14 protein-coding genes are annotated in these 14,592 nt (G+C 72.1%); 2 read left to right on the top strand and 12 right to left on the bottom strand.

The genetic code is table 11. From position 1 onward, the window contains the following. Positions 1-22: 22 nt before the first annotated feature. The 3 genes from OEIGOIKO_RS42270 to OEIGOIKO_RS00635 form a co-directional block, all read right to left on the bottom strand. The gene (locus OEIGOIKO_RS42270) at positions 23-1,411 is read right to left on the bottom strand and encodes a phenylacetate--CoA ligase family protein (protein ID WP_218039965.1); all 1,389 of its coding nucleotides are present in this window, start codon (positions 1,409-1,411) and stop codon (positions 23-25) included. Next, positions 1,408-2,064, bottom strand: a complete 657-nt coding sequence (locus OEIGOIKO_RS42265; RefSeq protein ID WP_218039964.1) for a TetR/AcrR family transcriptional regulator — start codon at positions 2,062-2,064, stop codon at positions 1,408-1,410. Before OEIGOIKO_RS42265 ends, OEIGOIKO_RS42270 begins: the two co-directional genes overlap by 4 nt. A 155-nt stretch (positions 2,065-2,219) precedes the next feature. Next, positions 2,220-2,945 carry a TetR/AcrR family transcriptional regulator gene (locus OEIGOIKO_RS00635; RefSeq protein WP_125050778.1) on the bottom strand — a complete coding sequence of 242 codons (726 nt, stop codon included), beginning with the start codon at positions 2,943-2,945 and terminating at the stop codon, positions 2,220-2,222. 145 nt (positions 2,946-3,090) lie between these two features. Here OEIGOIKO_RS00635 and OEIGOIKO_RS00630 point away from each other — a divergent pair, with 145 nt between their 5' ends. Together OEIGOIKO_RS00630 and OEIGOIKO_RS00625 are read left to right on the top strand one after the other, a co-directional pair. Then, positions 3,091-4,545, top strand: coding sequence for a serine hydrolase domain-containing protein (locus tag OEIGOIKO_RS00630; RefSeq protein ID WP_125050776.1), 1,455 nt, complete (start codon positions 3,091-3,093; stop codon positions 4,543-4,545). Positions 4,546-4,710: 165 nt separating this feature from the next. Next, positions 4,711-5,442 carry a phosphatase PAP2 family protein gene (locus OEIGOIKO_RS00625; RefSeq protein WP_125050774.1) on the top strand — a complete coding sequence of 244 codons (732 nt, stop codon included), beginning with the start codon at positions 4,711-4,713 and terminating at the stop codon, positions 5,440-5,442. A 12-nt stretch (positions 5,443-5,454) separates the two neighbouring features. Here the strand turns inward: OEIGOIKO_RS00625 and OEIGOIKO_RS00620 are convergent, their stop codons facing one another. The 9 genes from OEIGOIKO_RS00620 to OEIGOIKO_RS00580 are packed head-to-tail and all read right to left on the bottom strand — an operon-like array spanning position 5,455 to position 14,584. Beyond that, a complete protein-coding gene (locus OEIGOIKO_RS00620; protein WP_125050772.1) occupies positions 5,455-6,780 on the bottom strand; it encodes a glutamate-1-semialdehyde 2,1-aminomutase in 1,326 nt (441 codons plus the stop codon). A 7-nt stretch (positions 6,781-6,787) separates the two neighbouring features. Beyond that, on the bottom strand, positions 6,788-7,339 hold the full coding sequence (rfbC, locus tag OEIGOIKO_RS00615; protein ID WP_125050770.1) for a dTDP-4-dehydrorhamnose 3,5-epimerase: 552 nt from the start codon (positions 7,337-7,339) through the stop codon (positions 6,788-6,790). Then, positions 7,336-8,586, bottom strand: a complete 1,251-nt coding sequence (locus OEIGOIKO_RS00610; RefSeq protein ID WP_174857104.1) for a polysaccharide pyruvyl transferase family protein — start codon at positions 8,584-8,586, stop codon at positions 7,336-7,338. The genes rfbC and OEIGOIKO_RS00610 overlap by 4 nt, the downstream gene beginning before the upstream one ends. Further along, positions 8,583-9,539: a glycosyltransferase family 2 protein gene (locus tag OEIGOIKO_RS00605; protein WP_125050768.1), complete on the bottom strand. Its 957-nt coding sequence runs from the start codon at positions 9,537-9,539 to the stop codon at positions 8,583-8,585. Before OEIGOIKO_RS00605 ends, OEIGOIKO_RS00610 begins: the two co-directional genes overlap by 4 nt. Further along, positions 9,536-10,840: an MATE family efflux transporter gene (locus OEIGOIKO_RS00600; RefSeq protein ID WP_125050766.1), complete on the bottom strand. Its 1,305-nt coding sequence runs from the start codon at positions 10,838-10,840 to the stop codon at positions 9,536-9,538. Before OEIGOIKO_RS00600 ends, OEIGOIKO_RS00605 begins: the two co-directional genes overlap by 4 nt. A 5-nt stretch (positions 10,841-10,845) precedes the next feature. Beyond that, positions 10,846-12,129 (bottom strand): DUF4910 domain-containing protein, encoded by a 1,284-nt coding sequence (locus OEIGOIKO_RS00595; protein WP_125050764.1) that lies wholly within the window; start codon positions 12,127-12,129, stop codon positions 10,846-10,848. Continuing rightward, on the bottom strand, positions 12,117-13,142 hold the full coding sequence (locus OEIGOIKO_RS00590) for an NAD-dependent epimerase/dehydratase family protein (protein ID WP_125050762.1): 1,026 nt from the start codon (positions 13,140-13,142) through the stop codon (positions 12,117-12,119). The genes OEIGOIKO_RS00595 and OEIGOIKO_RS00590 overlap by 13 nt, the downstream gene beginning before the upstream one ends. A 3-nt stretch (positions 13,143-13,145) precedes the next feature. Beyond that, positions 13,146-13,793 carry a PIG-L deacetylase family protein gene (locus tag OEIGOIKO_RS00585; protein ID WP_125050759.1) on the bottom strand — a complete coding sequence of 216 codons (648 nt, stop codon included), beginning with the start codon at positions 13,791-13,793 and terminating at the stop codon, positions 13,146-13,148. Then, positions 13,790-14,584 (bottom strand): glycosyltransferase family protein, encoded by a 795-nt coding sequence (locus tag OEIGOIKO_RS00580; protein ID WP_125050757.1) that lies wholly within the window; start codon positions 14,582-14,584, stop codon positions 13,790-13,792. The genes OEIGOIKO_RS00585 and OEIGOIKO_RS00580 overlap by 4 nt, the downstream gene beginning before the upstream one ends. Between the last annotated feature and the right edge of the window lie 8 nt (positions 14,585-14,592).

Raw genomic sequence — 14,592 nt, 5'->3', positions numbered from 1 at the left:
CCCGGTCCATCGCTCTGCCGTATCAGGGGCGGCTGCCCGACCGGTCGAAGGGGATGACCGTGCGGTACTTGCCGCCGGGTGCCTGCCGCGGGGGTTCTTCGGCGCGCTGGACCGTGACGTGGTCGAGCGCGTTGTCGGCGAGAAGGCGGGTCAGCTCCAGATGGGCGGTCTGCCATACGCGCTCCGGGTCGGCGTCGGCGGCCGGCAACAGGCGCACGCGCAAGGCCGACGGGGCGGTCTGCTCGACCTGGAACAGCTCGACCCCGGGCGTGCGGTCGAAGAGGGTGCCGAAGGCCAGGGGAGCGAGCTGCACGGGGTCGCCGCCGTGGGTGGGGAAGGTGAGAATGTCGCCGGCGCGGCCTTGTACGCGGAGCGCGGGCAGCGGGTTGCCGCACGGGCACGGGTCGGGCCGGAGCATCACGCTGTCGCCGAGGTCGTAGCGCAGGAACGGCTGCACACGGTTGGCGAGGTTGCTGATCAGTACGGTGTGCGAGTACTCGCCCGGCGGGGTGGGCCGGTGCTCGGCGTCGACCGGTTCGAGCACGGCCCAGTCGCTGTTGACGTGGTACCAGCCGTGGGCGCAGCTGTGGCTGAGGTAGGTGCACTCGGTCGCGCTGTACATCGCGCGGACCGTGGTGCGGAAGGCGCGGGCGATCCTGTCGGTGTCGTCCGTGCTCATCGTCTCGCCGGCCGGCTGGACCAGCACCGGGTCGATGTGCAGACGGCCGGCCTCCTGCTCGGCGGTGAGCAGCATGATCGTACTGGCGTAGCCGACGACGAAGGCGGGGCGGTACGCGTTGAGTTCGGCCACCAGCTGCGCCATCGGTGTGTGCACCGGGAACGCCCGGAGCAGTTTGCTGCGCCACCCGCCCGCCCGGAGGGTGCGGGAGTACGCGGCGAATCCGACGTAGTGCCCACCGGTGGCGACGAGTTGGGCGAAGCGGCCGCCCCGGGTGGCCGCCCGGAGGAGCCCGGCGGGGCCCAGCCACGAGGCGAGCGCCCGGGAGGTGAGTGCGGCGCCCACGTCCATGTACCGGTCGTCGAGGACGAAGAGACCGCGCCGGCCGCTGGTGCCCGAGGTCGTGGCCACCAGGTACTTCCCGTGGAACCGCTGCCCGATCCGGTCGGGGTCGTCGCTGAAGGCGCGCACCTTCTCGTACGTGACGGCGCGGTCGGCCACCCAGTCGTCGAAGTGCCCCATCAGCTTCTTCTTGTCGGTGACCGGCAGCAGCGCCGGGTCCTCGACCCGTTCGGGCAGGCCGCGGTAGAGACTGCGGTAGTACGGGGAGGCGGCGCGGGCGTGGGCGACCATGCCGGCCAGCCGGTCGCGCTGCCGCCGGGTGACGGCGGGCATGCCCTCCTTGCGGGCCCTGCGGGCGTCCCGTCCGAGCCACGCCATGCTCTCGGTCATCGTGCGGTGCTCCTTCGGGGTACGGGGGAGGTCTGCAGCCCGACCTGTCCCAGGATGGCGAGGAAGTAGGACCTGACCTCTTCCGGGCCGGTGGTGTCGGGGTGTGCGGCAAGGTGTTGCAGGGCCGCGCCGCTGAGCATCTGCTGGAGAATTTCCGGGTCGCTGTCCGGAGGGAGCTGCCCGGCCGCGCGAGCCCGCTCCAGCGTGGTGCGCACCGCGAGGCCGCGGTGGCTGCCGTGTGCCTGGTGGTAGGCGCGCAGCAGTTCGGGGAGGTCGTCGACCGTGCTGTAGAGGCGGCGGATCAGTTTGCGTGCGCGGGGTCTGCCGAGATGGCCGGCCCAGGCCGTGACCATGCTGTCGATGTCCGGCCAGTCCATCGAGCCGGGGTCCACGTCCCGGTACTCCCACTCGACCGCACTCACCAGCAGGTCGGTCAGGGTCGGGAAGCGGCGGTACACGGTGGCGCGGGTGACTCCGGCGCGCCGTGCCACCTGTTCGATGCTGGCCCAGCCGGCGCCGCGCTCGATGAGCAGATCGAGCGCGGCCGCGAGGATCGCCTCGTCCGCCTCCCGGCTGCGCGGCCGGCCGGGGGCCCGCGTGGGCGGGGGTGACGTGGCGAGGGTGTGCTCTTCGGAATCGTCGTCAAGCTTCACAGTGAATACGATACAGCACAGCTCTGTATTGTATTTGCTTCTGGAGGGTCTGGGCGGGGTGAGAGGTGAAGTCTTCGTGCCGCACCTGATGTGTGGTCAGCCCCTCCCGTTGAGGGGTAGGGGCTGACAGGCGCCCGGGGCGCCGGCGCATCGGTTCAGACGTCGAGTCGGGCCGCCAGGCCGTCGAGAACCCGGTCGAGTCCGTAGGAGAAGGCTTCGTCGCGGATCTGCTGCGGAGGCACGTCCTGCTGGGCGGAATCGCCGTCCCGCAGTCGCGGGTGGTCCCGCGATGCCTCGTCGAAGGCCGGCCGCAGGTCCGCCACCCACTCCTGCTCGGTCCTGCCGCTGCGGGCGATCGCGGAGAGGTAGGCGGCCTCGGAGGTCGCGATCCCGATGACGTAGGCCGTGAGTGTCCCCGCAGCCTGGTCCTTCTCGGCCGTGGGGAAGCCGGCCGCCTCGAACTGGGCGAGCAGCCCCGATGACATCCGCAGGGCGTTCGGGCCGATGTGGACGAGGCCGACCTGGCCCAGCTCGGGGGCGATCCAGGGGTGGCGCAGGGCCATCGCCCGCAGATCGGTGGCGATGCGGGTGACGGCCGCGCGCCACCGGGACCGGTCGGCGGTGGCCGGCGGTTCCAGCTCGCCGTAGACGTCGTCCACGACCAGCTGGATCAGCTCGTCCCGGTTGGCCACGTGCCGGTAGAGGGACGTGGCCGCGGCGTTCAGGCGGCTGCCGAGTCTGCGCATGCTGAGCGCCTCGGTGCCTTCCCGGTCGAGCAGTTCGACCGCCGCGGCCACGATCTGCTCGCGGGTCAGCTGCTCCCGCTGCGGGCGGCGCGGCCGGGTCCACACCGATGCGGTCGGCTTCTCTTCGGCTGTCATGCGGCCCTCATTTCTGCTGGTTGTCCCTGCTGCGGCTGTCCTCGCCGATCGTAGCGGACGGTGTACGCACCTTGCGTACACCGTTCTGGCGTGCGTACGGTGTGCGCATCGAGAGAACGCCGTACGCATCGGGTGGGGAGCAGACATGTCGAAGAGTGTGAGCTGGGACGAGCAGGGCAACTGGGGCGCCACGGGCACGTGGGGCGCCCGGGATTCCGCGGGCCGGAAGCTCGATCTGGCCCACTGGCAGGCCCGCCTCGACACGCTGCGCGACCGGCACCACGTCCCGGGCGCCTCGCTCGCGCTCCTCGTCGACGGGACCGTCCACGAACTGGCCAGCGGCGTGCTGCACCGGGGAACGGGCGTGGAGACGACGACCGACTCGGTCTTCCAGATGGGCTCGATCGCCAAGGTCTACACCGCCACCTTGATCATGCGGCTCGCCGAGTCGGGCCGACTGGACCTGGACGCGCCGGTCGTGGACGTCCTGCCGGAGTTCTCGGTCGCCGACCCGGAGGCGACCAGGACGATCACCACCCGTCAGCTGCTCAGCCACACCAGCGGCCTCACCTGCGACTTCACCCACGACAGCGGGCGCGGGGACGACTGCCTCGCCCAGTACGTCGAGGCCGCGAAGGACGTGGCGCTCGACTGCCCGCCCGGCACCGCGATCTCCTACAGCAGCGTCGGCTACAACGTGCTCGGCCGGATCGTCGAAGTACTGACCGGGAAGGTCTGGGACCAGGCGCTCGACGACCTGCTCCTGACCCCGCTCGGCCTGACGCGCACCATGACGCTGCCGGAACAGGCACTCCGGTTCCGCGCGGCGATGGGACACCTGGGCGAGCCGGGCCAGGCACCGGAACCGGCACCGGAATGGGACATGATGCCGCGCTCGGCGGGCCCCTACGGAAGAGTTCTCGCCACCGCCGGAGACCTCGTCCGGCTCGCACGGATGCACCTGGCCGGCGGCGTGGCCGAGGACGGCACGCGCGTGCTCGCCGCGGAGACGGTCGCGCTGATGCAGCGCCGGGTGGTCGACTGCCCCGACAAGTGGACGGTCAGCTCGGACGGCTGGGGTCTGGGCTGGACCCTGTACGACTGGAACGGCGTCGCGGGCTACGGCCACGACGGCGCCTCCATCGGACAGTACGGCTACCTGCGCGTCGTGCCGTCGGCGGGCGTCGCGGTCGCGCTGCTCACCAACGGCGGTGGCGCACGCGAGGTGTACGCGGCCCTCTACCGCGAACTCCTCGCCGAACTCGCCGGCGTGACCATGCCGGAGCCCTTCGCTCCGCCCGTCCAGCCGCCCACGGTCGACTTCGCACCGCTGGTCGGCACGTACCGGCGCGAGGGTGTGGTCATCACCGTGAGCGAGCGGGACGGCGCGGGCCACGCCCGGTACGCGTTCGTCGACGGCATGGCGGACTTCTCCGAGCCACTGGAGATCGATCTGCTGCCGGTGACCGACACGGTCTTCGCCGGTACGGGGGTGGGCGCGGCCTTCAGCGAGGACTACATGCCCGTCGTCTTCTCCACGCTGCCCGACGGCACGGGGTGCGTCTACATCGGTATGCGCTGCGGACCCAAGGTCGCGTAGCACCGCCTGCTACGGCCGGAGTTGACAGCCCTCAGGGGGCTTGTGGGGAGCCGTGTCTTTCGTGCGGCTCCTCTCCGGGTCCGGGGGGCGAGCACTGCCGCCCCGGCACATCGGAACGTACACTGACCCGGTGTTGGTCAAGAACCGACCGTACGGGGTGGGCGTGTGACGGGACGGCCGGTGTCTGTGGTGCTGCCCCCGTCGCTGCGCGCGTGGCTCGGGGCGATCGCGGCTCTCGCCACGCTGACGGTTGTCGTGCTCGGCGTGCTGTACGCCGGTCACAGCCGGCCCGGCGCGGTGGACGGGTGGATCTTTCCGCCGACGGCGGACAGCGTCCGGCCGCCGTGGCGGGGCGTGGCCCTGACCGTGGACTTCCTCGGGGAGCCCGGGGGAGCGGTGGTCCTGGTGACGGCCGTCGTGGCGGGCTGTCTGCTGCTCCGGTGTCCACGTGCGGCGGTGGCGGCCGTTGCCGGAGCCGGCGTCGCCGTGGGGGTGGCGACGCTGCTCAAGTTCCTGGTGGGACGCACCATTCACGGTGACAACCTGTCCTACCCGAGCGGGCACACCGCGTTCGTCACCGCGCTCGCCCTCGTGGTGGCGCTGCTTGCCGCGGGCCGCCTCGGTCTCGGCAGGACGGCCGGCGTGCCACTCGTGCTGGCGGCGGTGGTGGTTGCCGGTGCCGCCATGGGCTGGGCGCAGGTCGCGCTGGGCGCGCACTATCCGACCGACGTCCTCGGCGGCTGGTGCACGGCGCTGGCGGTGACACCGGCGACCGCGTGGCTGGTCGACCGGACGGCCGACCGGCTGGGCGCCCGTACGCACGACCGGCCGGGCGATCGCGCGGCGGACGGGCCGGGTGACCGGACGGCCGATTCCGGTCGGCGAGAGCCTTGCTGACGCCGCGTCACATCACGCCCGGCGGCGGAAGACGGGCTGCACCGGCCGGCCGCCCAACCAGGGGGTGGGGTCCCCGGCGTCCAGTGCTTTCCGGTACACCGCACAGGCCTGGGCCACCACCTCCACGGTGTGGTCGATGTCGGCGTCGTCGAGCGCGCTGCTCACCACGAACGACGGGGCCAGGACCCCGCCCGCGAGGAGCCGGCGCAGGAACAGGGTGCGGTACGGCTGCGACGGCTGCCGGTTCTCGTCGAGGGTGGCGAAGACCAGGTTGCTGGCCCGGCCCCGGACGACGAGGTGGTCGCCGACGCCCATGGCGGCCGCGGCGTCGCGGACACCGGCGGCCAGCCGTTCGCCGAGGGCGTGCAGCCGCGCGGTGATGCCCTCCTCGACGTACGTGGTGAGTACGGCCATCGCGGCCGCCAGGGAGTGCGTCTCCGCGCCGTGCGTGGTGGACAGCAGGAACACCCGGTCACCGGAGTGGCGCAGTCCGCCCCGCTCCATCAGGTCGCGGCGCCCGGCCAGCGCGGAGACGGCGAACCCGTTGCCCAGCGCCTTGCCGAACGTGGAGAGGTCGGGCACGACGCCGTACAGGCCCTGGGCGCCCGCCTCGGACCAGCGCAGACCGGTGATCATCTCGTCGAAGACCAGGACGCAGCCGTGCCGGTCGGCCAGCTCGCGGAAGCCCTGGAGGTAGCCGGGCGGGGGTTCGGTGTGGGTGGCGGGTTCGAGGATCAGACAGGCGACCTCGCCCTGGTGGCGGGTGAGCAGTTCCTCCGTGGCGGCCAGGTTCCCGTAGGGGAACGCCACGGTGAGGTCGGTGGTCGCCGCCGGAATGCCCGCGTTCATCGGCGTGGTGCCGATGAACCAGTCGTCGACGGAGAAGAACGGATGGTCGCCGCAGACGGCCACCCGAGGGCGCCCGGTGACGGCGCGGGCGAGGCGAACCGCGGCGGTGGTGGCGTCGGAGCCGTTCTTCGCGAACTTCACCATCTCGGCGGTCGGCACGGTGGCCAGGAAGCGTTCCGCCGCCTCCACCTCCACGACGGACGGCCGGACGAAGTTGCTGCCCCGGTCCAGTTCCCGCCGTACCGCCTCGATCACGCGGGGGTGGGCGTGGCCGAGACTGACCGACCGCAGGCCGGAGCCGTACTCGATGTAGCGGTTGCCGTCGATGTCCCACACGTGGGCACCCTGACCGTGGCTGATGACCGGAGCCAGGTTCTCGGGGTACTGGTCGTCGCCCTTGGCGTAGGTGTGCGCGCCTCCGGGGACCATGGCGTGCAGGCGCTCGTTCGCCAGCCGCGACAAAGGGAGGGAGAACTCTTCGCTGTCCACGCCGGCCTCAGCTTTCCTGGTGGAGCAGGGCCTTGGCGAGGCTGGGCGCCTCCCGGTCCCGCCGTGACATCGAGGTGACCGGCAATGGCCACGGAATGGCCAGCTCCGGGTCGTCGAACGCGATCGTCACGTCCTCCGCCGGATCGTGCGGACGGTCGATCCGGTACGCGGTGTCGGCGGTCTGGGTCAACGCCTGGAAGCCGTGCGCGCACCCCGCCGGGACGTACAGGGTCACCTGCGTCTCGCCGGACAGCTCGAAGGACGCCACGTTGCGGTACGTCGGCGAGTCCTTCCGCAGGTCCACGACGACGTCGAAGATCCTCCCGTACGAGCACCGCACCAGCTTCGCCTCGCCGTCGCCGGAGCGCAGGTGCAGCCCGCGGAGCACGCCCCGGGCCGAGCGGGACAGGCTGTCCTGGACGAAGGCGTCCGGGTCGAGGCCCACCGAGCGGACCACGTCGGAGTCGAAGGTGCGGCAGAAGAAGCCGCGCTCGTCGGCGTACGGCGTCGGCTCGAAGAGGTACGCGCCGTCGATCGCCGGGACTTCGGTCGCTTTCACGGTGTCTCCTGCTGCAAGTGGGCGTGAGCATGGGAACGGATGCGGCCGGCCGCCGGGAACAGGGCCGCGGTCAAGGCGGTGAACTGGTGCTCCAGGCGCTGGGCAACGGCCAGGTTCCGCTCGGCGAGGGTCCGCCGTAGCTCCGCCGATCGCCCCTCCAGCTCCCGGAATTGGGCGAGCAGCCGGTCGGCGTCGACCTCGCGGGCCGGATGGCAGTACGTGCCGAGGCCCATCTGCGCCATCAGCGCGTCGCTCTTCGCCGCATAGCTGAGCGCGAGCGTCGGCGTGCCGGCCTTCAGCGCGCAGATCAGGTTGTGGTACCGGGTCGCCACCACGGCGTCGGCGGCCGCGGTCTCCTTCACGAGGTCGGCGAGCGAGGCGGCCTCGGCGGCGGTGACCAGGGGCGAGTCCACCGCGTCGAGGATCGCGGCGACCACCGGCGTGTCGCACTCGTCGCCGGTGAGCAGCCGGACCGGCCGCTTCTCCTCGACCAGCGTACGGACGAAGCGGGTCGTCCCTTCGAGGTAGCGCCGGTGGATCTCGTCGGCACGGGCCCGGTCGTCGTCGCTGCCGTGGAAGGCCATGACGCCGACACAGACCGTCCCCGGCGAATCCGGGGGTGTGTCCGCCTGCGGCACCGGCAGGGCGAAGGCGAGGTCGGGGTAGACCTCGTCGTGCGCGGTGTCCACGCCTGTCGCCCGCATCGCGTCGCGGGACAGGGTGTCCCGGTACGAGCGGTACGTGGCCAGCCGCGCCGACCAGCGCACCAGGGCACGGGTCGCCCGGTTGCCGATCGGTGCGGCGCCGACGCCGACCAGCGCGACCCGGGTACCGGTCAGCCGGCCGCTCGCGCAGAGCAGGAACAGCGCGTACGGGAAGCCCCACGGCCGCAGCGGCAGCGTGGCCTCCAGGACGCCCATGCCCGGCACGATCACCACGTCGTGCCGGCGCACCCAGGCAGCGGTACGGAACGCGTCGACGACTTTGCCCAGGCCCTTCGCCGCGACCGCGCCCGCACGTGACGCGGTCCGGTATTCCCCGCGGTACCAGTGCAGCCGCGTGGCGGGGATGCCGTACCGGGCCGTGACGGCCTCCGGCCCGCCGCACAGCGCGTCCACGACCGCCTCCGGATGCTCCGCGCGGAGGTGGCCGAGCACGGCTTCGAGCGATCCGTCGTTGCCGAGGTTGCCGGAGCCGAGGAGGCCGAACACCCCCACGCGTACGGGGGTGTGGTCCGTGGACCTCATGTCTGTCGCCCCTCACGTCCGGCGACGAGGTCGTCCACGGAGACGCTGAGCAGTTCCGGGTCGACCGGCGCGCGGTCCTCGACCCGCTCTCCCGCGCCCGGCCGGGCCCGGCTCGTCAGCCACGAGAGCAGGTGCCGGTAGCACGCACGCCGGTCGGCCGGGGACAACGGCGCCCGCCGGATCGCCGCCACGAAGCCCCAGACGTACTCGGCGAGCAGCCGGGGCGTCGGGTGCAGCGGGCTTGCCCGGCGCGGGTCCAGGTTGACGCACCGGGAGCGCTTGGACGGGTTCGCCCGCTCGGCGCGGGTGGGGTGGTCCCGGCGGAAGTACAGCAGCTCCGGTACCTGGTGGAACGGCCCGTGCAGGGTGATCTCGGCGACGAACGTGCGGTCCGCGTGGTGGTAGCTGTCGTGCGGCTTCACCCGGCGCAGCACGTCAGCGCGCAGCACCCCGTAGAAGTCGTCACCGCCGGGCTCGAACAGCAGGCTGCGGAACCGCTCCGGCGCGCGGGGGGAGCCGGTGGCGAGCCGGTACTCGTACGGGACCTTGACCTTGCCGTCGCCGTCGATGACCGCCTGGTCGGAGTGCGCGAGGATCACGTCGGGCCGCTCGTCCAGCGCCTCCACGCAGCGGCGCAGCAGGTCCCTGGCGTACAGGTCGTCGTGCGAGGCCCACTTGAACAGTTCGCCGCGGCACTGGGTGAACACGTAGTTGTGGTTCGGCGCGGCGCCGACGTTCCGCAGCAGCCGGATGTACCGGATGCGCGAGTCCTTCGCCGCGTACGCGCGGCAGATGTCCTGGGTGCCGTCGGTCGAGGCGTTGTCGGAGACGACCAGTTCAAAGTCCTCGTAGGTCTGGCCGAGCAGGGCGTCGAGCGACTCGGCGAGGTACTCCTCGCCGTTGTACACGGGCAGGCCGATGCTCAGCCGGGGAACGCTGCGAAACGCGGTCATGGCGTCCTCACTTCGGGGAGGGGGTGGGTGCGGCGCTCGCGCAGGGCGGACCGCAGGTGCAGCCACCACACGGCCGAGCCGCCGAGGGTCGCGGCGGCGACGCCCCAGGCCGAGCCCGCCGTGCCGGCCACGGCCGCTCCGCCGAGGCCGCCGACGACGTAGCAGGCCGAGGCGATCAGCTGGCTGCGCAGGCTGCGCCGGGCCGCGGCGAGGGCGCGCAGCCCGGCCGCCGCGCCGGTGCCGAGGCCGGCGCCCGCGACGCCGAGCGTGACCGGCACGATCAGCTCGGAGGAGGCGTGCCAGACACCGCCGAGCACGAATTCGCCGAACCGGCCCGGCATCAGCAGCAGTGCGCCGCCCCAGAGCAGCGCGGCGGCGGCCTGCCCGCCGCCCAGCAGGAGGCAGAACGCGCCCAGCCGGTGCGGGGCCCGCCGCAGCACCCGGGCCGCTTCCGCGACCGTGACCAGCGACAGCCCCATCAGCAGGGCCAGGAACGGGCCGAGCAGGAGTTCGGCGCCCCGGATCACCCCCACCGCGCCGACCCCGGCGATCGCGCCGAGTCCGTACGCCCGGAGCTGGCTGGCGCCGCTGTTGCTGACGTTCTCGACCAGGTACCGGTAACCGAGGTCGCGGTGCTCGCGGAGCCATTCGCGCGCTCCGGTCAGGCGGGGCCGGATGCGGGACTGGAGGCAGCCGTACACCGCGGGCACGGCGGCGGACGCGCCCCAGGCGAGCACGAAGGCGGGGACACTGTCCACGCGGGCCGCCACCACCATGGCCGGGACGAGCGCCACGGCCCACACGAGGTCGTTGACGAACGCCTTCCGTCCGGTGCCCGCGGCGAAGAACGCGAACCGCCAGGCGTCCTGCAACAGCAGCGCCGGAAGGACGACGCCGAGGCAGGCGAACGCGGGCCCCACGCGGCCACCGAGACCCACCCCGACCACCAGGCACGCCGCGCCGAGCGCCGCACCGACACCGAGCGCGGTACCCGAGGAGCGGGCCACCGCCGCGCGCCAGGACGCGGTCGGCACGCCGCTGAAGCGCACCATGAGCGGGTCGGTGGCCAGCCCGCGGGAGACGTTGAGCACGACGCCGTAGGTGACCCAGGCCAGGCTGAACACGCCGAAAGCGGTCACCCCCAGCGAGCGGGCCACGTAGATCCCCACCGCGAAGTTGTTCATGCTGCAGACCGCCTGGTCGGCCAGTCCCCAGGACAGCCGCCCCGCGACGGCCCGCTTCGCCGACGGCCGGACGCCCTCGGCCCGGTTCGTCACCGTCCTCTTCCCCTCGGCGGACATCGGCCTCACGCCTTGATCAGCCCGGCGTCGCGCAGGGCGTCGGCCGCGGTGGCGACGGTGTCGAAGGGCAGCCCGGACCGCTCGGCGACGTCCAGCAGGCCGGGCCCGCCGTCGGACAGGCTGAGCACCCAGAGCATGGCCAGCTGGGCCTGCTTGGTGTCGCTGCGGCCGCCGAGCGCGTCGTACAGCCCGCGCCGGCCCAACTGCGGTTCGCCGTAGGGGCTGAGGTTGACGTACTGGCGGTTGCGGTCCAGCACGGAGAATGCCTCGCGGCAGACGGCGAGGGTGTCCGCCATCGCGTCCGGGGAGACGAAGTCCGGGTTGTCCGCCGAGGTGTGGTATTCGGGGTACCCGGCGTACGGGGTCCGGCTGAGCGATCCCACGCCCAGATCGAAACCGGGGGAGCAGTACTGCCGCTCGTCGTAGCCGTACGGAGTGAACTCGGTGACGCGGTGCGGGCGTTCGGAGGCGGACAGGACGTGCCGCAGCACCCGGTCGATCTCGGCGTCGCCGCGCCTGCTCTGCTTGTACGTCAGGTGGCCCCGGTCACCGGCGCAGGCCAGTACCAGCCCGTGCTTGACCCGGTCGATCCGCTCCGCGTTGCGGGCCAGCCAGGTGATCGCCCCGATGGTGCCGGGCGCGTAGATGAACCGGTAGGTGTAGTACGGCGTCTCCCGCGCCAGCGCGCGGGCCAGGAACGTCGCCACCGCGATGCCGGCCAGGTTGTCGTTGGCCAGCGACGGGTGGCAGACATGGCAGGAGACGATCACCTCGTCGGAGACCTGCCCGGGGACCACGTGCTCGGCGTAGGTGAGGTGACCGTCCGCGAGGGTGGAGTCGATACGTACCTCGTAGTCGCCGTCCGGCAGCGCGTCCAAGGTCTCCTGGGCCAGACAGAACCCCCACGCCGGCTTGTAGTAGCTGGTGCGGTACGGCACCCAGGCCGGGTGCTCCGGCAGGGTGTGCAGGTGTCCGCGCAGCTCGGCGAGCGGCATGGTCGCCGACACCGGCACGCTGTAGCCGAGCACGTGCAGGCTGGACGCCGCGAAGTCGACGACCCGGCGGCCGGTGCTGTCGGCGATGTACGCGTCCCGGATGTTCCACTCCTGCGGCACCGTCCAGTCGAGCACCTGCGTCCCGGTCGGCACCTCGTGCACCTGGAGCGGAACGTACTCGCCGACGATCTCCAGGGTGGCCCGCACACCGTCGCCGGTGATGCTCCGGCAGAGCGGGTACAGCCGCTCCACCAGGGCGTGCATCTCCTCGCCGACTGCGGTCATCGGCGCCACCGCAGGGTGTCGTCGACGGCACCGGCGTCGGACGCCGCGCGCAGCACGGCCAGCCGGGTGAAGCGCTGCTCGAAGTCCTCCCGGGTCAGCCCGTGTTTCCGGTAGGCGTCGGCGAGTTCGAGCGCGCCCTGTTTCACCGTCCACTCGCAGTCGAAGCCGGGCACCGCGGCGCGGAACCGGGAGAAGTCCACCCGGTAGGACCGCGGGTCGGCGCCGGTCTCCCCGGTGATCACCACCTTCGAGCCGGACACCGCCTCGGCGACCTGCCCGGCGATCTCGGCGACCGTGACGTTGTTGGTCTCGCTGCCGATGTTGAACGCCCGGTCGTGCACCGCCTCCCGGGGCGCGGTCAGCGCGGCGGTGAAGGCCCGTGCGATGTCGGCGGCGTGCACCAGCGGGCGCCAGGGGGTGCCGTCGGAGAGCACCAGCACTTCGCCGGACAGCAGCGCGTGGCCCACCAGGTTGTTCAGCACGATGTCGGCGCGCAGCCGGGGGGAGTGGCCGAAGGCGGTGGCATTGCGCATGAAGACCGGGCTGAAGTCGCCGTCGGACAGTGCGTGCAGGTCGTCCTCCACCCGCACCTTGGACTCCGCGTAGGGGGTCACCGGGCGCAGCGGGGCGTCCTCGGTCACTAGGTCACTGCTGCCCGTGGCACCGTAGACCGAGCAGGTGGAGGCGTACAGGAAGCGGCGTACCCCGGCGTCGCGGGCCAGCCGGGCCAGCCGTACGGAAGCATGGTGGTTGATGTCGTAGGTGAGTTCCGGCGCCAGCGAGCCCAGGGGGTCGTTGGACAGCGCGGCCAGGTGGATCACGGCGTCCACCCCGGCCACGTGCTCGGCCGTCACGTCGCGCAGATCCACCCGGTGTCCCGGAGGGTCCACGGGCGACGGGCCCAGCACACAGTCGGCGAACAGGCCGGCGTCGAGACCGACGACCTCGTGTCCGGCGGCCGCGAGGACCGGGGCCATCACGGTGCCCAGGTAGCCCTGGTGTCCGGTCAGCAGCACGCGCAAATTTCAGTCCCCCAGATTGAGAGTGAGCTTGGTGACGGTGAACGCCTCGGCGTAGCGCGCGTGGCATTCGATGCCGCGGATGCGCGCCAGCCCGAGGAAGGCCTCCCGGTCGTACCAGGGCCGGTGCCGTTGCGAGGGGTAGTGCTCCTGCAACAGCCGCACCTTTTCTTCGGCGGCCTCCGGCGACAGCGGCTGGTACGCCGACGGGCGGCCGAGATCGCCGTCCCACTTGACGATCTCGTAGCCGAGGACGAGGTGGTCGCGGAACGCGGTGGTCATCAGCTTCGCCAGGCCGCGGTGGTCCTGGTGGGCGTCTTCGGTACGCGGGGCCAGCACCAGGTCCGGCTCGGTCTGCCCGCGCAGCTCCTCGACCGCGGCCTTGGCCTCGTCCCAGTGCGCGGGCAGCCGGCCGTCCGGCAGCTTGAGCACGGTCAGCCGCAGGTCGGCGCCCGGGCAGAAGGCGGTGAGCGCGGCCTGCTCCTCCTGCTCCCGCTCGCTGCCCCCGCCGGAGAGCACCAGCGCGTCGACGCGGAGGCCCGGGTGCGCGAGGCACATCGTCAGCAGGGTGCCGCCAGCGCCGATGGCGATGTCGTCGCAGTGCGCGCCCACCGCGGCGATCCGGTTCAGGCGCCCGGCGCCGAGCCGGATCACGCCCGGACTCCGGCGCTGTCCCGCTCCCACACGGCCCACGGGCGGTCGCCGCGCGCGTAGGCGGCGTCCAGCGCGGCCCGTTCCTTCACGGTGTCGGTCGGTTTCCAGAAACCGCGGTGCCGGTACGCCATCAGCCGCCCCTGCTTGGCCAGTTGGGCGCATCCGTCGGCGACCAGGTCACCGTTCTCCGGGATGTGGTCAAAGATCTCCTGACGGAGCACGAAATAGCCGCCGTTTTCCCACAGCGGCAGTTCGCTCACCGCGGTGATGCCTCCGACCAGGCCGTTCTCGCCCAGCTCCACGCAGTGGAACGAGGACTGCGGCGGCACCACCGTCATCGACGCACCGGCGTCACGCCGGGCGAACTGGTCGATCATCTCCGGCAGCGGGGCATCGGTCAGCACATCGGCGTAATTGGCCAGGAACATCTCGTCGCCGTCGAGGTGGTGCCGCACCCGGCGCAGCCGCTCCCCGATCGGTGACTCGACGCCGGTCTGCACGAACGTGATCGTCCACGAGGCGATGTCGGTGGACAGCAGCTCGGCCCGTCCGTTGCGCAGCACGAAGTCGTTGGAGGCCGTCTCCTCGTAGTTCAGGAAGAAGTCCTTGATGTGGTGGGCGCCGTAACCGAGGCACAGGATGAACTCCGTGTGCCCGAAGTGCGCGTAGTAGCGCATGACGTGCCAGATGAGTGGCCGCGGGCCGACCATCGCCATCGGTTTGGGTATGTCGTCGGACGCTCCGGCACGCATCCGCAGACCGTAACCGCCGCAGAACAGTACGACCTTCATGCTGCGAC

It is taken from the genome of Streptomyces paromomycinus (assembly GCF_003865155.1).
GTDB lineage: Bacteria > Actinomycetota > Actinomycetes > Streptomycetales > Streptomycetaceae > Streptomyces > Streptomyces chrestomyceticus.
Note: the sequence above shows the minus strand (reverse complement) of the source record. Positions and strands in the feature narration are given on the sequence as shown.

Bases quoted from the DNA above. Each gene is read 5' to 3' on its own strand.
- OEIGOIKO_RS00635 (WP_125050778.1), bottom strand. From the start codon at position 2,945: ATGACAGCCGAAGAGAAGCCGACCGCATCGGTGTGGACCCGGCCGCGC.
- OEIGOIKO_RS00580 (WP_125050757.1), bottom strand. From the start codon at position 14,584: ATGAAGGTCGTACTGTTCTGCGGCGGTTACGGTCTGCGGATGCGTGCC.
- OEIGOIKO_RS00600 (WP_125050766.1), bottom strand. From the start codon at position 10,840: ATGTCCGCCGAGGGGAAGAGGACGGTGACGAACCGGGCCGAGGGCGTC.
- OEIGOIKO_RS00630 (WP_125050776.1), top strand. From the start codon at position 3,091: ATGTCGAAGAGTGTGAGCTGGGACGAGCAGGGCAACTGGGGCGCCACG.
- OEIGOIKO_RS00605 (WP_125050768.1), bottom strand. From the start codon at position 9,539: ATGACCGCGTTTCGCAGCGTTCCCCGGCTGAGCATCGGCCTGCCCGTG.
- OEIGOIKO_RS42270 (WP_218039965.1), bottom strand. From the start codon at position 1,411: ATGACCGAGAGCATGGCGTGGCTCGGACGGGACGCCCGCAGGGCCCGC.
- OEIGOIKO_RS00610 (WP_174857104.1), bottom strand. From the start codon at position 8,586: ATGAGGTCCACGGACCACACCCCCGTACGCGTGGGGGTGTTCGGCCTC.